This window comes from uncultured Negativibacillus sp. (assembly GCF_944388365.1).
Lineage (GTDB): Bacteria > Bacillota > Clostridia > Oscillospirales > Ruminococcaceae > Negativibacillus.
This window is the reverse complement of sequence record NZ_CALXIN010000029.1, coordinates 1-21,836: the sequence shown is the minus strand read 5'-3', so window position 1 is coordinate 21,836 and position 21,836 is coordinate 1. Positions and strand designations below refer to the sequence as shown.

20 protein-coding genes are annotated in these 21,836 nt (G+C 50.6%); 3 read left to right on the top strand and 17 right to left on the bottom strand.

Going from position 1 to position 21,836, the window contains the following annotated elements; genetic code table 11:
- Positions 1–410: 410 nt before the first annotated feature.
- Positions 411–1,430, bottom strand: a complete 1,020-nt coding sequence (gap, locus tag Q0L39_RS05870; protein WP_296627498.1) for a type I glyceraldehyde-3-phosphate dehydrogenase — start codon at positions 1,428–1,430, stop codon at positions 411–413.
- Positions 1,431–1,922: 492 nt separating this feature from the next.
- On the opposite strand from gap, the gene Q0L39_RS05865 reads away from it, so the two are divergent.
- Positions 1,923–3,095: a HAMP domain-containing sensor histidine kinase gene (locus Q0L39_RS05865; RefSeq protein WP_296627497.1), complete on the top strand. Its 1,173-nt coding sequence runs from the start codon at positions 1,923–1,925 to the stop codon at positions 3,093–3,095.
- 98 nt (positions 3,096–3,193) lie between these two features.
- Here Q0L39_RS05865 and Q0L39_RS05860 read toward each other — a convergent pair whose 3' ends face one another.
- From Q0L39_RS05860 to Q0L39_RS05790, 15 genes are all read right to left on the bottom strand, one after another.
- Complete coding sequence (locus tag Q0L39_RS05860; RefSeq protein ID WP_296627495.1) at positions 3,194–3,580, bottom strand: hypothetical protein; 387 nt, start codon at positions 3,578–3,580, stop codon at positions 3,194–3,196.
- 55 nt (positions 3,581–3,635) lie between these two features.
- On the bottom strand, positions 3,636–5,315 hold the full coding sequence (locus tag Q0L39_RS05855; RefSeq protein WP_296627494.1) for a DAK2 domain-containing protein: 1,680 nt from the start codon (positions 5,313–5,315) through the stop codon (positions 3,636–3,638).
- A 49-nt stretch (positions 5,316–5,364) separates the two neighbouring features.
- Positions 5,365–5,715, bottom strand: coding sequence for an Asp23/Gls24 family envelope stress response protein (locus Q0L39_RS05850; protein ID WP_296627492.1), 351 nt, complete (start codon positions 5,713–5,715; stop codon positions 5,365–5,367).
- 193 nt (positions 5,716–5,908) lie between these two features.
- Entirely contained in the window at positions 5,909–7,420 is a 1,512-nt protein-coding gene (locus tag Q0L39_RS05845) for an ABC transporter substrate-binding protein (RefSeq protein ID WP_296627491.1), read from the bottom strand.
- A gap of 53 nt (positions 7,421–7,473) precedes the next feature.
- The gene (locus Q0L39_RS05840) at positions 7,474–8,244 is read right to left on the bottom strand and encodes a TIGR00282 family metallophosphoesterase (RefSeq protein ID WP_296627489.1); all 771 of its coding nucleotides are present in this window, start codon (positions 8,242–8,244) and stop codon (positions 7,474–7,476) included.
- Positions 8,245–8,502: 258 nt separating this feature from the next.
- Positions 8,503–9,228, bottom strand: coding sequence for an amino acid ABC transporter ATP-binding protein (locus Q0L39_RS05835; RefSeq protein ID WP_296627488.1), 726 nt, complete (start codon positions 9,226–9,228; stop codon positions 8,503–8,505).
- Entirely contained in the window at positions 9,215–9,931 is a 717-nt protein-coding gene (locus Q0L39_RS05830) for an amino acid ABC transporter permease (protein WP_366916344.1), read from the bottom strand. The genes Q0L39_RS05835 and Q0L39_RS05830 overlap by 14 nt, the downstream gene beginning before the upstream one ends.
- A 111-nt stretch (positions 9,932–10,042) precedes the next feature.
- Positions 10,043–10,825, bottom strand: coding sequence for a transporter substrate-binding domain-containing protein (locus tag Q0L39_RS05825; protein WP_296627486.1), 783 nt, complete (start codon positions 10,823–10,825; stop codon positions 10,043–10,045).
- A gap of 316 nt (positions 10,826–11,141) precedes the next feature.
- Entirely contained in the window at positions 11,142–12,047 is a 906-nt protein-coding gene (locus Q0L39_RS05820; protein WP_296627484.1) for an RluA family pseudouridine synthase, read from the bottom strand.
- Between the two features lie 78 nt (positions 12,048–12,125).
- Positions 12,126–13,097 carry a hypothetical protein gene (locus tag Q0L39_RS05815; protein WP_296627482.1) on the bottom strand — a complete coding sequence of 324 codons (972 nt, stop codon included), beginning with the start codon at positions 13,095–13,097 and terminating at the stop codon, positions 12,126–12,128.
- Between the two features lie 112 nt (positions 13,098–13,209).
- Entirely contained in the window at positions 13,210–13,977 is a 768-nt protein-coding gene (locus tag Q0L39_RS05810) for a type III pantothenate kinase (RefSeq protein ID WP_296627481.1), read from the bottom strand.
- Positions 13,978–14,026: 49 nt separating this feature from the next.
- Positions 14,027–14,662, bottom strand: coding sequence for an ECF transporter S component (locus Q0L39_RS05805; protein ID WP_296627479.1), 636 nt, complete (start codon positions 14,660–14,662; stop codon positions 14,027–14,029).
- A gap of 188 nt (positions 14,663–14,850) precedes the next feature.
- Entirely contained in the window at positions 14,851–16,791 is a 1,941-nt protein-coding gene (locus Q0L39_RS05800; RefSeq protein ID WP_296627477.1) for a S41 family peptidase, read from the bottom strand.
- A 93-nt stretch (positions 16,792–16,884) separates the two neighbouring features.
- Positions 16,885–17,100 carry a hypothetical protein gene (locus tag Q0L39_RS05795; RefSeq protein WP_296627476.1) on the bottom strand — a complete coding sequence of 72 codons (216 nt, stop codon included), beginning with the start codon at positions 17,098–17,100 and terminating at the stop codon, positions 16,885–16,887.
- Positions 17,101–17,161: 61 nt separating this feature from the next.
- The gene (locus tag Q0L39_RS05790) at positions 17,162–18,934 is read right to left on the bottom strand and encodes a S41 family peptidase (RefSeq protein ID WP_296627474.1); all 1,773 of its coding nucleotides are present in this window, start codon (positions 18,932–18,934) and stop codon (positions 17,162–17,164) included.
- A gap of 188 nt (positions 18,935–19,122) precedes the next feature.
- On the opposite strand from Q0L39_RS05790, the gene coaBC reads away from it, so the two are divergent.
- Together coaBC and Q0L39_RS05780 are read left to right on the top strand one after the other, a co-directional pair.
- Entirely contained in the window at positions 19,123–20,313 is a 1,191-nt protein-coding gene (gene coaBC, locus Q0L39_RS05785) for a bifunctional phosphopantothenoylcysteine decarboxylase/phosphopantothenate--cysteine ligase CoaBC (protein WP_296627473.1), read from the top strand.
- 22 nt (positions 20,314–20,335) lie between these two features.
- Complete coding sequence (locus Q0L39_RS05780; protein WP_296627471.1) at positions 20,336–21,043, top strand: metallophosphoesterase; 708 nt, start codon at positions 20,336–20,338, stop codon at positions 21,041–21,043.
- A 77-nt stretch (positions 21,044–21,120) separates the two neighbouring features.
- On the opposite strand, the gene Q0L39_RS05775 is transcribed toward Q0L39_RS05780, so the two are convergent.
- Positions 21,121–21,669, bottom strand: coding sequence for a GrpB family protein (locus Q0L39_RS05775; RefSeq protein ID WP_296627469.1), 549 nt, complete (start codon positions 21,667–21,669; stop codon positions 21,121–21,123).
- Positions 21,670–21,836 lie beyond the last annotated feature (167 nt).

Genomic DNA, 21,836 nt, shown 5'->3' with positions numbered 1-21,836 from the left:
CGGAGCAGTCAGGGGGAGAGAACTTCGCTTTGCGAAGTTCCCGAGGGGATGTGCCCCTCAGAGGTGTTTCCAAAGAGGATACTTCCTCTTTGGCGAATCTTTGGTTACTTTCTTTTCGAAAAGAAAGAAACCGCGGGTGCGGGCTGCGTAAACCCGCAATGTGGTTCGCAGGAACCCTCCTGCAAAAGCACTGCGGACGCGGGCCGCGTAAGCCCGCAATCGTCTTTGCAGAAAGTTCGGAGAAGGAAACTTCGTTTCCTTCTCATACCCGAAAAGGCGGTCGCGAGAGCGAAACTTCCCGCCTTGCACTTCACCGGCAACGCGAACTGTGTCCAGCTTCAAGCTGGTGCAAAAAGGAAAAGAAAAGACCGAAGCCGGTTCGGCTTCGGTCTTTATAAAAAGCGATTCGATTACTGAGCATCAACAGCAGACATGTGTTTGATCAGCTCGAGAACTTTGTTGGAGTAACCCCACTCGTTGTCGTACCAGGAAACGAGTTTTACAAAGGTGTCGTTGAGCATGATACCTGCTTTTGCATCGAAGATGGAAGTTCTTGGATCACCCAGGAAGTCGGAGGATACAACCATGTCCTCGGTGTAACCCAGAATGCCCTTCATGGTGGTCTCGGAAGCTTCTTTTACTTTTGCGCAGATCTCTTCGTAGGTGGTTGGTTTTGCCAGTTTAACAGTCAGGTCAACTACGGATACGTCCAGAGTTGGTACACGGAAGGACATACCAGTCAGTTTGCCTTTTACTTCTGGGATAACCAGTGCACATGCTTTTGCAGCACCAGTGGAAGATGGGATGATGTTGCCAGCAGCAGCACGTCCGCCTCTCCAGTCTTTCTTGGAAGGACCGTCAACGGTCTTCTGGGTAGCAGTGGTAGAATGAACGGTGCTCATCAGACCTTCTACAACGCCGAAGTTGTCGTTGATAACCTTAACCAGTGGAGCCAGACAGTTGGTGGTGCAGGATGCGTTGGAAACAACGGTCATGTCCTTGGTGTATTTGTCTTCGTTTACACCAACAACGAATGTTGGAGTCTCTTTGTCCTTTGCAGGAGCGGAGATAACAACCTTCTTTGCACCAGCTTTGATGTGTGCAGAAGCTTTCTCGGTGGTGGTGAACACACCGGTGGACTCTACAACATACTCAGCGCCGCACTCAGACCATGGAATTTCGCTTGGGTCTTTGCATGCGTATACGTTGATTGCGTGGCCGTTGACAACAAATTTGTCGTCTTTAACCTCCAGAGTGCCATTGAACTGGCCATGCATGGAGTCATATTTGGTCATGTAAACCATGTAATCCAGACCGATGAATGGGTCGTTGATACCTACTACTTCAAAAACTTCCGGCTGAGCCATTGCTGCACGGAAAACTAATCTACCAATACGTCCAAAACCGTTAATGCCAATTTTAATTGCCATGAGAATCAACCTCCTAAAATTTTGTGCATCTATATATTACCCTATTTTTGGGAAATATACAATCCCCTTGTTATATTTTTAACTAATTTTATGATTTTAATAAGATTGTGCCGCATCATCTCCTTGAATTTATACAAATACACTATCTTTTCCTTGTATTTTACCAGATTTTTGGCGGAAAATCGAGCTTTTTTCAGTAAAATTTTTATAAAATCCATGGAATTCAGAGGGTGTCCACAACAATTTCTTTTTTTAATTTTTTATGTATTTTTGCAGTCCTACACACTTCCCTCCTGCAAAACGAAGAAATCGTCACCTGCTCTCCGTTAAAAGTCTGCTGTGTGAATTGCATTTTCAACTTTCATGCGGTATACTTAGAATAATCTGTTGTCGAAGATTGTCATATTCTGTCGAAATAATTTTCCAGTGATTCACTGTGCATATTTGCGCGCCATCAAGGTACGCTAACAAAACAGGAAAAAGAGGTGTGTTATGCAGCAGGATTTTTACCAACAAAACAAATCAACCTTTGCTCCGCTGATGGAGGCCTGTGACGGCGTGCCGCTGCCCATTGCACTGGTTGACACACAGCTGACCCAGTTTTGGGAAAACCAATATCTGAAAACGAACTTTCCATTTCTCTGCAGCAAGGACAACGTCCTTTCGCTGCTGCAAGGCTACGATATCGACGCATTGATCGCCTCGCTGCACACCCAGAATGGTGCTCTGTCCTTCCCTTCCCGTCTGCCGATGGCGCACACGGTGCTCTCCTTCTCGCCTCTGTTTGATCAAAACGAGGTCTTTGTCGGAGCAACGGTTCATTTTTCGGTCAACACCACCCAGATGTTCCCCAGCGACACCAACCGCGCACAGGAGATGCTGCAAAACTTCAACACCACACTGCGCGACCCGCTCAGTTCGATCTTTTCAAACATTTCCACCATCGAACGCCGGCTGGAGATCGACGACGTCTATTCGTGCGAGGCGCTGGTCAAAAAGCTCAGTGCCGACTGTTACCACATGCTCAAATCCTGCAACAGCCTCTCCGAATACACCGCCTATGCCAATGGTCTGGCCTGCTTAAATCTGCGGCTGGTATCGCTCAATCAATATCTGGATGACCTGCTGCGTCACCTGCAGATGATCGTACGGCGTACCGGCGTGCGTCTGGAATATACCCTGCCCGACGAATCGGTCGAGCTGTATCTGGACACCGACAAGCTGGTAATCGTGTTGACTAGCTTGATCTCCAACTGCATCGCCTTTGCCGACCCTGACCGCGAGGAAAAGCACATCCGCATCGAGGTCACCGCCAGCCGCCGCTCGGTTCGCTTTGTGGTCGCCGACAACGGCCTTGGCATCCCACCTGAAACGCTGCCGCACGTCTTTGAACCGTACTTTACCAGCGGACGCCAGGATCTGCAATTTACCCACCTGGGTCTGGGACTGACGCTGTGCAAGCTGATTGTCAACCACCACGGCGGCGATATCTCGGTTATCTCCACCGAAAAATGCACCCGTGTCACCTTCACCCTTTCGCGGGAGCTCAGCGATGACCACCCTGGACAGATCACCTTCTGTGATAATCCGGTCGAATATATCACCAATTCCTACTCGCCGATGTACATCTACCTCTCGGATGTCTGCGAGTGGAGCATCCTGTAAGCCGACACAAAAAAGGAGCTGTTATAAAACAGCTCCTTTTTTATTATACAAGCCGCTTTCCGGCAAGGAAAAACATCTTCTGTCTGTGCTGTTCTGCACTATTTGTATTCCGGATACTTTTCCAAAATCAGCTGAATATCCCTGAAATCTTTTTCTCTGCCCAATGCCCGCTTCATTTCTATCAATCCCTGAATGGAAATCACCGGAACTCCCTCAAATCTTTCGACCTTGTCCTCCAGCCAGTTCTCAAAAATCTCCACATCCTCCGCCACAACAATTTTTCGGGTACCATCCGGCATTCTCTCTACCGGAAATCCCTCTTGCTGCAAAAGGTCCGCCAAATCGGAGGTGCATCCGAGGTCGATGTCAGAGGTTTGCTCCCGCAGTCCATACAGGACCATCGCTCCTCCCGTAATGAGCCAGTACTTTGTATCGTCCAGATGAAGTTCTTCCAGACGGGCAATGATCTGTTTCTTGTCCAGCAACTTGGTTCACTCCCTGTAAAAAAAGAAGGGCTGGAATCCAGCCCTTCTTTGATTATTATTCCACTGAGATAATGAAGTAGTATACCGGCTGTTTGCCTGCAATGAGAACGACCTCAGCATCGTCACCCAGCTTGTCGGCAACTGCCTGACGAATCTCCTCCGCCTGCTCCTCCTGCACGTCCTCGCCGTAGATCAGAGTGACAAAGTTGCTGTCCTTGTTCGAGGACTTTTTGACGAGGTTGTGGGTCAGTTTGACCACTGTCTTCTGCAGGTCGGTATCAACAAAGGACATCTTGCCGTTTTCCAGTGCCAGCAGCTCGCCCTTCTTGATGTTGTGACCTTCATAATCGCTGTCGCGTGCTGCAAAGGTGACCGAACCGGTGCCGACCTTTTCAAAGGCTTTGATCATGTTCATCACATTTTCTTTGCGCTCCGCTTCTGGATCGAAAGCAAGCATTGCCGACAGTCCCTGTGGGATGGTGCGGGTCTGCAATACATAAACCTTGCGGTCAGCAAGGTTTGCAGCCTGCTCTGCCGCCATGATAATGTTCTTATTGTTTGGCAGCACAAAGACGGTCTTGGCTGCGGTAGCATGGATCGCAGACAGAATGTCGTCGGTGGATGGATTCATGGTCTGACCGCCGCTGACTACGTTGTCAACGCCCAGGTCGACAAACAGCTGCTTAACGCCTTCACCGGCTGCAACCGCGACAAAGCCGTACTCTTTGTCCGGATCGACTGCCTGATATGGGAAGGCTGGCTGGCCTTCTGCTTCCAGATCGACCAGCTTGTTGTTGTCGCCATGCTGTACCTTCATGTTGTCGATCTTCATGTTGGTCAGGTATCCCAACTTGAGCGCCGCCTGGATGGCGTTGCCTGGTTCGTTGGTATGTACATGACACTTGATAATCTCCTCGTCATCTACAACAACGACACAGTCGCCGATCGACTCCAGATATGCGCGCAGCGACAGCGGGTCTGCATTTGGCTGCTCTTTATTGATGATAAACTCGGTGCAGTAGCAGAAGTGAATATCTTCTTCGTTAAATTCGGCAGCGACGCCCTGAGCGCGCTTCTCCTTTGGAGCGGACTGTGCTTCCTCCTCGGAGACAATGATCTCTCCGCCCTCGATGACCGACAGCATACCCTTCCAGATCTCAACAAAGCCCTGGCCGCCTGCATCGACGACGCCTGCCTTTTTGAGTACCGGCAGCATCTCTGGGGTCTGTGCCAGCGCGTCCTCAGCTGCAGAAAGGATTTCCTTCCACATCTGGACAGCGGTGACTTCTTCCTCCTGCTGTGCCACCTGCTGTGCATGTTCGCTTGCCAGACGGGCAACGGTCAGGATGGTACCTTCGGTCGGTTTCATAACCGCTTTATAGGCAGCGGATACGCCCAGTCCCAGCGCATTTGCCAGGTCCTTGGCATCGGCAGTCTCCTTGCTCTCCAGTCCCTTGGAAAATCCGCGGAACAGCAGCGACAGGATAACGCCCGAGTTTCCTCTTGCGCCTCTCAGCAGTGCGGAGGCTGCCTTTTTGGACACCTGCTCCACTGTCGGCTCATCCTTGAGCAGCTCCAGCTCACGTTTGGCAGCGTTGATGGTCATCGACATGTTGGTGCCGGTGTCACCGTCCGGTACAGGGAATACGTTGAGCGCGTCCACCTGCTGACGGCAATTCGAAATGCGGTTTGCGCCAGAGATAAACGCATCTCTGAGCTGACTTCCCTTTATCACAATTAAACAACTCCTTAGCAAAACTTTCTATTCCGTCAAGCCGGACAGATTATTGTTTCATGTCATCGACAAAAACGTTGACCTTGGCTACCTGCAATCCGGTTGCCTCCTCAACGGTATAGCGAACCTTGTTGACAATGCTCTTGACGATAGCGGCGATATTGACTCCGTAGGTCACAGCGATGTGCAGGTCGATGACAAGACCGCCCGCTACAGTGCGAACCTTGACGCCCTTGTCCTGTGCCTCATCTTTTTTGAGAATGTATCGTAATCCCTGGGACGCCGTGCTTTCCACCATTCCGGCGACACCAAAGCACTCGGAAGCGGCATGACCAACCAGGTTTGCAAAATAATCCTGGGAAATTTCAATCGAGCCAAGATGATTTTCAAATTTAATCATAAAATCACACGTTCCTTTCTATGCGTCGGGCCGACGCTTTTTAAGGGCATAGCTATCAATGATATAATTATACCTTATTTCCATGCCTTTGAACAGGCTTTCAGTTTGTTTTTTCTCCATTTCATGCTTTATTTACAAAATCGAGATTGACTTGTTCCCGCATTGCAGTAAACTTTAACAAGTGTTACACAAACTACTGCCAGTCCTCCATATTGTAGAACAGATTGCTGCGCACCGCGCGGATGGACAGCGAGTGGGCACGGGACAGCGAGAAGGTGCCGTTGCGGAAGGCAAGCGGGATGACCGGATACTCCGCTTCAAAGGCGGTGACAAAGGCATCCCAGCCGCTGCCGGTGGAAAAGGCGGTCTGATAAGCGGTCAGCAGCGCCTGGGACGGTGCCGCTCCGTAGCCATAATGGGTACCTTTGGTCCACAGGTGGCTTAAATCCATATCATCACCCAGCAGGATCTCACCGAGGTACAGGTCATAAGAGCCTGCTTCCAGCGCCGAGAAGTAGTCTGCCTCGCTGCGTCCATCCAGCGTTACGGTGATTCCCACCTCCGCCAGCTGTGCAGCGATTTGATTGGCAGTCTGCGCACGGTCGGCGCCCTCATTGCAATAGAGCAACGTAAGGGAAAGTTCCTTTCCCTCAGAAAGTTCCTCTCCTTCCGAGAGCAGTCCCGCATCGGTCAGCAGTTTTTTTGCACCATCGGTGTCCCTGGTCTTGACCGTTTCCCCGAAGCTCTGTGAAAAGTTCGGATGCAGCGGTGAATCGGCAGCGACTGCCGAGGTGGACAGCGCCGTCTGAATCAGGTAGGAACGGTCAATACCCAGGCTGATGGCCTGGCGCAGAGCAGCGTTGGCGGTATCGCCGCGGGTGCCGTTTGCTCCCAGAAAGATCAGCTGGTTGGAAACTACCGGATAGTCGCTGGTGGAGAGATTTGCAATATCTGCCGAAGCTCCCTCGGTATACAGGCAGTCGATATCGCCGAGCTTCAGGCTGTAAGTAGCTACATCCTTCTTGGTCAGCGTCACCAGCTCGACCTGCTCGATGCTGGCACTTTCTCCCCAGTAGTTGTCGTTGCGCTTCAGCGTCGCACTGTTGTCAGCGTTGGACAAATGCACATATCGTCCGGTTCCCACATAGATGGAACCGCTGAGTTTGCCCACCGGAAAGGTCAGCAGGTTGGGAAACAGCGCATCGGCGGTGGTCAGAGTAATCTGCACCTGATTATTTTCCACGGTATGCTGGCTGATATTGGTCAGCTGGCTGCGGTAATACGAGCCTTCCGCCATCGCCAGCGTCAGGCTGTTGTTCAGTTCCTCGGCGGTCAGCGCCGACCCATCCGAAAAGGTGACACCTTCCCGCGGTGTCAGCGTCCACTGGGTGCCCGAACCGGACACCGTCGCCAGCGCAGGTTCTGCCTGAAAATCCTCGGTCAGCTGCACCGGCGAATCGTACAGCAGCATCGCTGCCTTGCGGGTGTTCAGGTCGGTACAGTTCCACGGCGATGTGACCAGCTGGGTATAATCGCAGGGGATGCGCAGTGTACTGAGTTTCTCGGTCGGGACCTGTTCCTCCTCGGACTGTCCAATGGTAATGTTCGGGCTGAACGCCTGCTTTTCCCCGATTTCCGTCCGACCACAGCCTGCCAGCAGCACCAGACACAGACAAAGCGCTGCCCATCTGATTGCAAATTTCATACGATTGAATCCTCCTGTGTTCTCACAGCGAAAACGACTCTTTTTTGATTGACCTACTCTCCGATGCAGACGCGCTCGATCGACTGGGCACGTCCGCTGGATTGGTCGATGGTAATAAGTACCGCGTTGAGCTCCATATCTTGATGGTCATACTCAAAGCGCTCGGGCATTCCGGTGACAAACTTACGGATGATAATTTCCTTCTTGACGCCGAGCACCGAGTTTTTGCCGCCGCACATTCCCACGTCGGTGATGTAGGCGGTACCGCCGCGCAGCACTCGTTCGTCTGCCGTCGGAACATGGGTGTGGGTACCGACTACTGCGGATACACGCCCATCCAGATAGTAGCCCATTGCCTTTTTCTCCGAGGTCATCTCGGCGTGAAAATCCACCAGAATATTTGGGGTATGAACATGCTTTAACAGCTGATCGACCTTTTCAAAGGGATTGGCGTGCGGCTCCATCGCGGCGATTCCCTGCAAATTGATAACACACAGCTGCCAGCGCAGCTTATCCAGCACAAACATTCCACAGCCTGGAGCGCTGGAGTGGTAGTTTGCCGGACGGATGATTCCGTTTTTCTGTTCGAGCACCGGATAAATCTCCCGCCGTTTGAGGACGTGATTTCCGGTGGTGATGACGTCAGCGCCGGCATCAAAGAGCATCCGTGCGCTTTCGGGAGTGATGCCGTTTCCTTCGGCCGAGTTTTCTCCATTGACGACACAGGCGTCCACGCCGATCATCTTTTTCAGACTGCGCAGGTGTTTGGCAACAAAATCACAGCCTGATTTTCCCACAACATCTCCCAGAAACAAAACTTTCAATCTGTCTTCTCTCCATTTCTCAAAACTTGATTCTCACTCGCTCTTTTTTTATCGGTAAATTTTATTCTACACAACCTTGGTGTGAAAATCAACACCCTATTTTCCCCTTCCAATGCTGGGAATTCGAGCGGCCTGTTCTCTATCTTAACACTTCTCCCGCCGTGATTCTACCCTGCTACAAAATTTTACAAATCATCTGTCATTTTTAAAGCAAAAAAGCGGGAACCTCAGTTCCCGCTTTTGAAATCGTATATTTTTTTACAGCACCTTGGACAAAAATTCCTGCAGACGCGGGTCCTTCGGATGGGAGAAAAACTCCTCCGGCGGAGCCTGCTCCTTGACAATGCCCTCGTCGATGAACATGACGCGGGTAGCAACCTCGCGGGCAAAGCCCATCTCGTGGGTAACTACCACCATGGTCATACCATCGTCGGCCAGCTCCTTCATCAGCTGCAATACCTCTCCGACCATCTCAGGGTCGAGCGCGCTGGTCGGCTCGTCGAACAGCATGACATCCGGATTCATCGCCAGCGACCGCACGATGGCGATACGCTGCTTCTGACCGCCGGACAGCTGTGCCGGATAGGATTTTTCCTTATCCGCCAGACCGATTCTGGAAAGCAGCTCCCTTGCCTTTTTCTCGGCTTCCTGCTGATTCATCAGTCCGAGCTTGACCGGTGCAAAGGTGATGTTCTGCAGTACGGTCATATGTGGGAAGAGGTTAAACTGCTGGAACACCATGCCCATCTTCTGACGGATCTTCTGGATGTCACATTTAGGATCGGTGATGTTCTCCCCTTCAAACCAGATTTCTCCCTGTGTCGGGGTTTCCAGCAGGTTCAGGCAGCGCAGGAAGGTAGATTTTCCCGAACCGGACGGTCCGATGACGACCACCTTTTCGCCCTTGTTGATGGTTTCGCTGATGCCCTTGAGGACATGGGTATGTTCATTAAAGCTCTTGCACAGATTCTTAGTGGTGATCACTTGCAGCCAGCCTCCTCTCAAAGATTGCAAGCAGTTTGGTCAGTCCCAGAACGATAATCAGATAGATGCCCGCAGCGATAAACAGCGGCGGCAGCACGTCCCAGGTTCTGGAACCGATGTACTGGGCAGCCTTGGTCACGTCGGTGACGGCGATGGCGCCTGCGACAGCAGTTTCCTTAATCAGGGTAATAAACTCATTGCCCAGCGCCGGCAGAATGTTTTTGATCGCCTGCGGCAGAATGATCGACTTCATGATGGTGCCCTGGCTGAGTCCCAGGCTCTGGCCGGCCTCAAACTGTCCCTTGTCGATCGACTCGATGCCTGCGCGGATGATCTCCGAAACATAGGCGCCGGAGTTGATGCCAAAGCAGGTGATCGCCGCATAGATCTCCATGTTGCGCGCTGTGAAGATCAGGTTTGCAATGATGAAGATCTGAAGATAAACTGGCGTTGCACGCACAATGGTGACATACAGTCTGCACAGTTTGTTCAGTCCAAGGAGGACTGGATTTTTGCTGCCTGTGGCAACATATTTGACCACTGCCACCAGAATGCCCAGTACAACACCCAGCAGTACAGCAAACAGCGAGATGATCAGGGTGTTTTTGATACCCTCCAGATAAGCAAGGTATCTGGTATCGGCAAAGAAGGCGTCATAATAACGCTGTCCCAGATTGAGAATATAGTTAAAGATTTGTTCCAAAATAGCACCGTTCCTTTCGTCGATTAACCGTACCGCACAGGTCCCAGACACAACGCAACAGCAGACACTGTTTGCGCCTGCTGTTGCTGATGCGGACTGTCTGTCCGTCTGTTATTTTGCGGTTGCGTGGTTTGCGGTGAATTCTTCGATCTTGCCGTCAGCGATCAGCTGGTCGATGACCTCGTTGATCTGGTCGAGCAGCTCCTGGTTGCCCTTCTTGACAGCGATTGCATACTGGTCAACGAACAGAGGATTGTTCTCGTCAAGAATCTTCAGCTCTGGGTTTGCTGCAACCAGCTCCTGTGCCGGATACAGGTCCATTACGATAGCGTCGATCTTGTTGTTCTTGAGGTCCTCTGCTGCCTGTACAAACTTGGTGTAGCGTTTTACCTCAGCATCCGGATAGTTGTCGGTGACCCAGATGTCTGCGATGTTGCCCTGCTGTACGCCGATGACCTTGTCTGCAATGTCCTCATTGGTGTTGACAACACCTGCGCTTGCATTGACAACGACAACGTCGCTGGAATCAACATAGTTGTGCGAGAAGTCCATTACCTTCTGACGCTCCTCATCGACCGAAACAGCTGCTGCTACAAAGTCAACCTGGCCCTGCTGTACAGCGTTGAGTGCACCGTCAAAGTCCATATTTTTGATGACCAGCTCCTTGCCCATGGCATCAGCGATTGCCTGTGCGATATCCATATCCACCCCGACAACCTCGTCGCCGGACATGTACTCATAAGGAGCAAAGCCTGCCTCGGTGCCAACGTAGATCTTGTTGTCATCCGAGCCTGTTCCCTCTGCGGATTCGCTGTCGCTGCCGCCGCAGGCTGCCATCGAAAGAACCATTGCACCACAAAGCAGTGCTGTCAGTAATTTTTTCATTGTGTTCATTGTCATTTTCTCCTCTTTTTATTCAAATTGCATCTTTTATAAATGGCTTGTCGTTGAGACGATGTTCTTATTATACTGAATATTTTTGCAATTTCAAGAGGTTCTATGAAAAAATATACGTTTTCAACGATTTTTGTCAGTTTTGAATAAAATCTCACCAAAAGTGAAGTAGTTATACAGCCTTCTGCCGGACTCTCCTGCGCAATCTCTTGAACTTATCCCGTTAAAGCGCCCTTGCATCCTGACCAGTCATGGTGGATTTTTTTGCTTTTTAGCCGTCTGGAAGAATTCCATCCTCCACGCTCATTTTGCATAGTTATACATCATTATTCATTTTTAATCCCAACTTTGTGCATACTTCCTGCATATCCTCGGGCATTGTGCAGCTGACGCCGACCGGCTGACGGCTGACCGGCTGGGTAAAGGCAATATACCGGCAGTGCAGTGCCTGACGGGCAATCATCTCACTTTTGCGCCCGTACATACTGTCTCCCAGCACCGGACAGCCCAGATGTGCCATGTGGACACGAATCTGATGGGTGCGTCCCGTTTCCAGCACAAAGTCGACCAGACTGTACCCGTCCTGCACCGCCAGCACACGGTAGTTGGTGATGGCGCGCTGACCGTCGGGCGACACGATACGGCGCATCTCCTCGGGGAACTCCCGTCGGATAGGTGCATCCACTCTGCCTTCGGACTGCGGCGGCACACCGTCGAGGATGGCCTGATAGGTCTTGTGGAAATTGTTGGTGACGCTGGCGGCAGCAAAGCGGTTCTTGGCGATGAGCACTGCGCCGCTGGTATCGCGGTCGAGCCGGTTTAACGGGCGGTACATCAGGTCCATTCCCAGCTGATCGCAGTGAGCCGCAAAGACGTTTGCCAGCGTGTCGGCAGCATGTCCGCAGGACTGATGGCAGGGCATATCCGCCGGCTTGTTGAAAACCAGCAGGTCGTCGTCCTCATAGGCAATTTCCACCTGACGATTGGAGCGGATGAAGTGCTCGACGCCATGTTCCTCGCTGTCCAGAAAGGTGATCTCCAGCACATCTCCGGCGTGCAGCAGGTCGATGGTGCGGGTGTGTGCACCGTTTAAACGCATTCCCTGTTCATAATGTTTGAGTTTGACGATGGTTCTGCTGGAATAGCCGTGCTGCTGTTTGAGGTAGCGTTCGACGTTCATCCCTTCGTGTTCCGGCGCAATCTGATAGCGCAGTGTTCGCATGATGTTCCTCCCCTGACAAAAAGCAGGGGCGCCCTATGTTCGGGCGCCCCCTGAAGTTTCCCAAATTGCCGAATGTGTTTATTCTCCCAGAATGTTTGCATCGCTCAGATCGGGCATCTCAATCTGGATGTCCTCGTTGCGGTTTTCAATCAGACTGTGAATATCCATCTTCATGGTGCAGGTTTCCGGTACCTGAGTGGTATCGGTCACGCCCAGTGCCTCCACCAGTCCCTTCAGATTGAAGGAAAGCTCCATCTGGATGCTCTGGTCGTTGATGACGCCGTCCTCAATGAGCAGGTCGCAGGACAGTGCACCGATTTCCAGCGTCTGGAACAGCTGTTTTTCCATCTCCACAATCGCCGCTACCTGCTGGTCGATTAGCGCATCCAGCTGCTCCTGGTCGATGGTCTGTTCCTCGGGCAGCATCGCCAGCATCGTATCCATCTGGCTCTGTACATTTTCGCGCAGCTGCTGTTCCATCGTCGGCAGCAGCTCGTCGATCATCATGCTGCTCATGGCGTCCTTCATTCCCGCCAGCTGTTCGGCAGGCATGGTAAACTGCACCCGCAGTCCCTTTTCTTCCTCGGTGAAGGCAAAGTTTTCATCCGCCTGTGCACCCTGCACATACAGGTCCACCATCTCTTCCTGACCCAGGGTCATCAGCTTTTGATAGTCGATTCCCGCTGTGGCAGACGGCATCTTGATGTACTTGCCGCTCTCCGTGTCCAGTGTGTAGCTGTATCCGTCCAGCTGATAGGTTTCGGTGTCGATCGGCATACCCATGATCTCGCCGCTGGTCTTCATCGCCATCGTCTGCAGCTGATCTTTAAAGGAACCCTCCATCGTCAGCTCCATCGGAATGGTGTCAGCTCCCAGCGCAACCTCGGCGCTCATCTGGGCAGACATCTTGCCGCTTTGCAGGTCGTAGCCGGTACGGAGCGCCTGCTCCATCTGTTCGATTGCCTTTTCCTTGTTCATGCCGCAGCCTGCCATGGTCACAATCATCAATGCCGCTGTCAGCACAACTGCCAGTTTCTGCTTCATCTTCATCTCTAGCCCTCCTCTTTTTTGGGGTGTTCTATCGCCTTTATTATATCCTATCCTCCGATTTTTGTAAATAAAAAAAGGACCGCATGACGGTCCTTTTTTCCGGTCATCTCTGCTATTTTGCGTTTTTATAATAGAGCACCCGCAGACCTTTGAGCAGAAGGTTTGGGTCGTGGATAATCTGGTGCTTACACTGTGGAATGACATACTTGGACAGTCCGCCGGTGGCGACAACCGTCAGCTCCCGTCCCATCTCCTCCTGAATGCGGTCGATCATGCCGTCGATCATCGAGGCAGTGCCGAAGATCATGCCGCTGTTCATCGCGTCGATGGTGTTTTTGGCGACGATCGTCTTTGGGACGGTCAGGTCGATGTGCGGCAGCAGTGAGGCACGGTCGGACAGCGCCTCCAGTGACAGCCGCAGTCCAGGCATGATGGCGCCGCCCAGAAACTCCAGTTTTTCATTGGTCACCGAGATAGTGGTCGCGGTGCCCATATCCACCACCATCAGCGGCAATGGATAGTTGTTGATGGCGGCAACGGTGTCCGCTACGCGGTCGGCGCCCAGTGTAGTAGGATTGTCCAGCTTGATGTTGAATCCTGTTTTCAGTCCAGGGCCTACCACCAACGGCTTTTTGCCGATGATGGTGCGCAGCGCCGTTTTCATCACGGTGGTCAGCTGAGGAACTACCGACGAGATGATCGAGCCCTCCATCTCCTTGGCGCTGTATCCGTACAGGTGCAGAATCTGGTGGATTTCTACCGCGTACTGCTCCTCGGTGCGGCGCACATCGGTGGCAATGCGCGCGGTAAATTCGATGCTGTCATCCTCAAAGCCGCCGATGACAATGTTGCTGTTTCCAATATCAATCGCTAATATCATCTGTAAGTCCTCCGTTTCATTGACCGGTCAGGTTGTGATTGCAAAAATATTACCGGCGCGGACTGCTCATGCGCAGCACTTTAATGAGCACCTTGCCCACCGCGGCGGTGATGACAGCGGCGACAATCGCCTCGGGGATGCCGTTTGCAGCGATGACGCCCAGAATCGTCTTGTAGATCAGGTCGGAGGAAATCTGTTTGGCGGCGCCCCATCGCTCCCCGAACAGCAGGTAGATGAGATTCATCACCAGCAGGGTGTTGGTCATCGAGCCAAGAAAGCCCGCAATGCCAAGCGACACGATGTCGCTGCCATGCAGCTTTTGGATGCCCCGATAGATAAAGTACGGGAGGATGCCCACCAAAATACGTGGTACAAAGCAGACCACCAGGCTCCACAGGCTGCCGCCGGAGCCGTCCAGCGAATAAAATGGGGTGAAGACAAAGGAGGTAAGGCTTGGTGTAATGGTGTTGACGACCAGACTGGTCAGTCCGAAGATGCCGCCCAGCACGGCGCCTGCCTTCCATCCGAGTAAAATCGAGCCTAAAATGACAGGAATGTGGATGGTGGTCGCCTTGATAACACCCAGTGGGATATAACCCAGCGGCGTCATCGACAGCACCACGATGATCCCTGCAAACAGTGCCAGTTTTACCATGTTCTGTGTCTTTGCGCTTGCCTGATTCATATTCAATTCTTCCTTTCGCTGTTGTTCTCCCCTTGGACAGATTGCTGCCCGAGAGATACAACGCTCTCAAATTTTAAAAACAGCTCAATTATAACGAATCCACCCTGCGATTGCAAGTAGTTTTGCCGACTGATCCACAAATTCCACCGACAAAAAAGAGGTGAAAAAATCACCTCTTTTTGTCAGATTTATTCTGCCTGCGGTTCCTCTGCGATCGGGTTTTCCGGACTGCCCAACGGAGCTTCGCTGTTGTCCTGTGGTTCCTCCGCGATTGGGTTCTCTGGACTGCCTAACGAAGCTTCGCCGTTGTCCTGTGGCTCTTCTGCGATTGGATTTTCCGGACTGCCCAACGGAGCTTCGCTGTTGTCTTGTGGTTCCTCTGCGATCGGGTTCTCCGGACTGCCCAACGGAGCTTCGCCGTTGTCCTGCACCGGTGCTGCATCCGAACTCAAGTTCTGCTCCTGAAGGTAGGCAACCGCCGCTTCCATCAGCTCGTCGCGGCCTTTCTTGATGCCCTCGATGGTCGGATGGACCTCGATGTCAGGAGTAAGGCCGATGCGCTGGGTCTGACTATCGTCTGGGGTGTAGATACCCTGACTGGTAAACATCATATTTATTCCACCTGGAAGAGGAAGATACGCAACATCACCATCTGAACCAACTGAATTTTCTCCCATAACGGTGACGTTTTCCCCATTGCGAATCGACATAATCGTGTATTCTGCCTGACTCTGTGTCTTTTCGTTCATTAAAACCACAACTGGCTTTTCATACAGTTCGACATTAGAATTATCCTTCCTACCAGAATACTGCATTCCCCCTACAAAAACTCCTGGTTTACTTTCTGTTGGAACCGTACTAATCAAAAACGCCTTTGTTCCGTTCACCAGATACTCTGCAAGATCGTATACAATATAGTCACTCGGGTATTGACGCAAGTCGATAATCAAACCATCGGTGGATTTTAATTGACTCATCACAGAGGAAAGACTTCCTGCCTGCAATGCTGCCGGATTAATCAAACCAATATTTCCATCGAGAATTTCATACGGTTGCTCTGCTGTCTCCAACATCGGATAATACTCCATCGCTCCCTCAACCTTGATGGTCTGCTCTGTTCCATCCCTCAAAACAATCAGCTCCATCTCCTTATTGTTGGAACGAAGCAGGAAATGTCCAATTTGATTGATAAATTTATCCGCTGTTGGAACAGAGAAATATTCCATCCTGTCAGCAAGCACGTCCCTGATATTTTTGCCATCCAGTTTACAGATTACATCCCCTACCTGGAGCGGACACGCATCCTTTAAGACGTTGGAGACAACAATTTCCCCTTCTGCCTGCATAATTTCCACTGGAGCACCATAGATACCTGCTTCGAGAATCGTATATTTTGCATTATATAAGGTGATGTGGCTGTCCTGCAATTTTGCACTCAGCGATGCCAGTGTCAGTTCATAGTTCTCCTGATTGTCACCATCTAACATTTTGGAAATATATTTCGGCAATAGATCGTGCCAGTTATCGTCCAAAATATCCAGATAAGGATAGTTGTATTCCATGGCATTCCACAAGCGGAATAAACCAAGTAAACGGTAACCTTGGTCACTATAATCCATGTTCTCATAGAGCGGTTCATTAGAAAAATCTGGCACACGGGTTCCCATTACATTTGCTGTAAAACTGACGGGTGCGTTCACCCGATAGATTGATGGAATTGGTCCTAATTTCTGCATATCCTCAGACAATTCTTTTCCCAGATATGTATCATCCTTAATCCACGAAGTATCTGCCTGAACATATAATCTATTTTCCTGTAAAGTGGAATTAGATGCATTCATGCCATAGTCGATTTCTCCTAGAGATACAAACCACTCGTGGAGGATGTCGTTGACTTCCTCTTCTTTTGCTTCGGACACCACGGGAATGAGATTTAACAGTTCTTCATCCCAGTCCTTCTGCCCCAGCAAAAAGGCAGGGTGGTGATACTTTGTATACCCCCAAACTAAACAGAGCTTTTCGAGGTTTTGGGCATTTTGTACCATAATACTATTATCTGATATTTGGGTGCATCCTATGAATAAAAAAATAAATAAAGTAAAAATTATAAATTCATTAATCTTTCTCATTTGATAGCACTCCTTAAAGGGTTTTGATCTAACTATAAATGAAAACTCCGTATGATAGGATACAGAGTTTTCATTTATGACTATTTTTAGAGTTTAGTCTTCACAGAACCATGTTTCAAAACAAGTATGGGTAAAAAAGCAATCATCATCCTCAAGGGTATAGCCTGGGATTGGACAAAGACTTGATCCATAATCTGTTCCGCCGCCTCCGGAACATTGTGCTACCGAATCTCCACCACTATCACCTAAAGGATTAATTCTGTTTACTTTCTGGAGATCTAAATCAAACTCATCAAACAATTTTGGCATAATTTTTCCTCCTTAATTTTGTAGTTTTATATTTTACTGTCCTATCCCAGTAAAAACATACCTAATTATTTGCTATTTGACCTTTTATATGGTTTACCGCCGCTTCCATCAGCTCGTCGCGGCCTTCCTTGATGCCCTCAATAGTCGGATGGACTTCGATGTCGGGAGTAAGGCCGATGCGCTGGGTCTGCTCCATATTCGGACCAAAAATGCCCATGCTGCTAAAAGTAATCTGTAAATTGCCAAGCAACGGCAGATAGGCAACATTTCCATCGGCGCCACGTGTGTTCTCTCCTAAAAGGGCCACATTTTCTCCCGCAGCCATCAACATCGCAGCATATTCTCCTGAGCTTACGACATTCTCGTCCATCAACAAGACAACCGGTTTTTGATAAAGATAAATTCCCAGCATCTTACGTTCTTCCTGCGTACCGCCTGCACTTGCCAAACTTGACTGATATGTACCTGGAATTGCCTGAGAGGGAACGATCACCTGTGCCGCACCCTGATAGTCGCTGCAAAAGTACCGATGAAAATTGGAAATTTCAAAGGAAGGTTGGATGCCTTGACGCAAATCGATGACCAGACCATCTGTGTCCTTCAACTGCTCCATCATCTCTTCCACACTAGTTTCCAGCGGATTTTGGAGATGGAGAACACCAATGTTATCCTCTGTAATTTGATAAGGAATCCCCTCGTCCTGTTGATATGCCAAAGGCAAATAACAGCAGGCGTAATTTTCAGGAGAAGCAGCTACTAAAAAGGTTTCTTCTTTTCCATCTCTCAACACTGTAACTTCCATCGTTTCTTCTTTTGAGGTAAGAAGATATGGATAGAGCGTAGATAATTTTTCGTCATTTGGAATCGGGATATACTCTTTTCTTTGCTCAATCACTTTGTCGATGTCCTCGCCATCCAGTTTTAATACAACATCTCCTATCATGAGTGGGCAATTTTCTGCGCCTACCGCCGCAACCACTGGCTGATGATCCACCGTCACCAATTTTACCGGCGCAAAATTCTTCCCAAAACATCCGCACAGAAGCTGCAGTTGTGTACTATCTTTGGCTAAAGTTAAGACGGTTGTTTCCCCATTCAACAGCATGGTGTGGCAATCATTCATTCTGCTTGCGAGCCAGAAAAGGGTTAATTCGTAACCTGTCTGATCTTCAACCTGCTGCATCTTTTGGATGGACTGCGGTAAAAGTGTTGCCCATTCCTCCTCCATCACTTTAAGATATGGAGAGTAATACTCGATAGCATTCCAAAATCGAAACAGTCCTAACAGACGATAAGACAGGTCTGTATAATCCATATCCTGATACAGCAATTCATTTGTGAATTCCGGTTTTCCGCTTTCCTGAAAGCTGACAGGCGCTTTACTGCGATTGATACTGGGGACTTCCGTCATCTGGGACAGATCCTCGCATAATTCCTTTCCCAGATACTCCTGACTGATCCAGTCGGTATCCGATTGCACGATCAACTCATCTTCCGATGGCAAGTTTCTTTTTCTATTCGTTCCGTAGTCGATTTCCCCCAATCCCACAAACCACTCGTGGAGGATGTCGTTGACCTTCTCTTCCTTTGCCTCGGATACTGTTGGTATGAGGTTTAACAGTTCTTCGTCCCAATCCTTCTGTCCCAGCAGAAAGGCAGGATGATGATACTTTGTATAGCCCCAAACTAAACAGATCTTCTCCAGATTCTGCACCTGCTGAGCATCGCCCGAAACGTCCGCTTCTTCCTGCTCTGCCGGTGCGCAGGCTGTCAGCAGCAGACAAAGACACAGCAAAGCTGCCATTATTTTAAACAATCCTTTTCCCATTTTCATAGATATACCTCCTATTTTTGTAGGTGATTTTAGAATATCACGAAGCTTTTCTCCTTTCAACGAGATTTTTTGACAAACCTAAATTGTAATTCCTGTCTATTTTACCGTCGATTCTGGACTTTGCACCCTGTTCCTGCTATACTGAAACCACTGAAATTTATCCCGTCAAACAAAAGGAAGTGCTTTTTATGTTAAAGGGAAAAACCGTCGTGCTGGGAATCACCGGCTCGATTGCCGCCTACAAAATGGCAAACGTCGCCAGCATGCTGGCAAAGCAACACTGTGACGTTCAGGTCATCATGACCAAAAATGCCACCCAGTTTATCACTCCGCTCACCTTTGAAACGCTGTGCAACAACCGCTGCATGGTGGATACCTTCGACCGCAATTTTCAATACAACGTCGAGCACGTCGCACTGGCAAAGCGTGCCAATGTGGTGATGATCGCTCCTGCCTCCGCCAACATCATCGCCAAGATGGCACACGGCATCGCCGATGACATGCTCTCCACCACTGTGCTGGCCTGCCCGTGCAAAAAGCTGGTGGCTCCTGCGATGAACACCAACATGCTGCTGAACCCTATTACACAGGACAACCTTGCCACCCTGCGCCGCTACGGTTTTGGCATCATCGAGCCTGCGGTAGGAATGCTGGCCTGCAAGGACGTCGGTGCCGGCAAGCTGCCAAAGGAGGAGCTGCTGTACAACCACATCCTGCAGGAAATCCTGTACGAAAAGGATCTCGCCGGCAAAAAGGTGCTGGTCACTGCGGGACCTACCTGTGAGCCGGTCGATCCGGTGCGCATCTACACCAACCGTTCCAGCGGCAAGATGGGCTATGCGCTGGCAAGAGAGTGTTCGCTGCGCGGAGCCGATGTCACTCTGGTGACCGGAAAGACTGCGCTGGAACCATGGCCATTTGTCAAGGTTGTTCCGATCGAAACCGCCCAGCAGATGTTTGACGAGGTCACCTCCCGTGCACCTGAGATGGACATCATCATCAAGGCGGCAGCTGTGGCGGACTACCGACCTAAGACGGTAGCCAATGAGAAAATTAAAAAGTCGGACGGTGAATTTGTCCTTGAATTTGAACGCACCAATGACATCCTGCAATACCTCGGTCAGCACAAGCCGGACGGACAGTTTTTGTGCGGCTTCTCGATGGAGACCGAAAATCTGCTGGAAAACTCCCGCAAGAAACTCGCCAAGAAAAATGCCGACATGATTGTCGCAAACAATCTGAAGGTGGAAGGTGCAGGCTTTGCCGGTGACACCAATGTGGTCACCCTCATCACCGCGGACGCGGTCAAGGAGCTTCCGCTGATGAGCAAGGAACAGGTTGCCCATCACCTCATCGACGAGATTGCTGCCAGATTATAAACCCTAAGGAAGGAGAACTCCCATGTCCCACTATGTCATCTCCGATGTCCACGGAGAGATTGACCGTTTCCACCAGATGCTTGAGAAGATCCACTTTTCGCCGGAGGATACCCTGTATATCCTGGGTGATGTGGTCGACCGAGGTCCTTCTCCCATCGAGATTTTGCTGGAGATCATGCGCACTCCCAATATGAAGATGCTGCTGGGAAATCATGAATTCATGTGCCTGCGCTACCACGCGCCGCACGCGCCGGAAAAATATATCCAGCACTGGAACCGAAACGGCAACGGCCCGACGCTGGAAGGGCTCAATAAACTCAACAAGCGCCAGCGGTCGAAGGTTCTCCACTTTCTGCGCAATCTGCCCACCCATTTTCAGTTGGAGATCGACGGCAGAAAGTTTTATCTGGTACACGGACTGCCTGCCGACACCGTCTACAACGAGGTGTGGTTCCGTCCCTATAAGGACCCGATTCCTTCGATGCCAGACTGCCAGATCATCATCGGACACACACCGGTGACCTGCTTTGTACACAACGAAACAGAATGTTACGGGCGCAGCGATGAGGAGGAGCTTGCCTACGTTCACGAGCTGGAACAAAGAGGAGAGATGCTCTCCATCTTCCACCATCCGCAGTATATCGATATCGACTGCTGCTGCGGCTACGATTTCTCGGTGCGCCGTCTGGCCTGCCTGCGTCTGGAGGATATGGCAGAGTTTTACGTCTAAGACTTCCACCATCTTCACCGATGAGAGTGGAAAAGAACATCCCTGTCTGCATAGCAGACAGGGATGTTGTTTTTTCTTTATTTGATTGTTTGATCGTTTGCCCAGCGCTTGGCGCGACGCAAGATTTCGTCGATCATCTCCTGCTTTCCCGCCGTATAGGCGTTGCGGTCCTGTGCAAACTGTGCGCACAAGCGGTATTTGAGCGCTTCATATTCCGCGGCCTGCTGCGGATGCGCATTGAGATAACCACAAAACAGTAGATACTGCTGCCACTCCTCGCCGCCATAGCGCACCACATGGATGTGGTGGGTACGGGTATCCTGTGCAAAATCACCCTTCACAAACAGCCGATGGTCAGGGCGATCATCGACCGGACGATAGACGATTCCTTTTTCTTCCAGCGCAGGGACCATCCTGTGCAGGGCATCAAAATCCTCGATACCAACGGCGATGTCGATGATCGGCTTGGCTGCAATCGAGCGGATGGCGGTGCTGCCCACATGGCGGGCATCCAATAGGAGCGGACCCATCCAGCACCTCAGCTGTGCGATGGTATCTGCGGCCTCCTGTTCCCAGGCGATTTGATGAGGGAAAAGCTCTACCGTTCCCCGTTTCAGTCCCAGCATGATCTTCACTCCTGTCCTTTTGATTGGATGGTACTGTGTACCAAAAACTACCCTGAGAGACAAATCAAAGTTTTGCAGGTTGAACCTGCACGCAGTTCGCGTTGCCGGTTGAGTGGGCAGTCGAAAGCCTCGCTCTCGCGCAGGTCGCTCAGCCTTTGGCTTCGCTC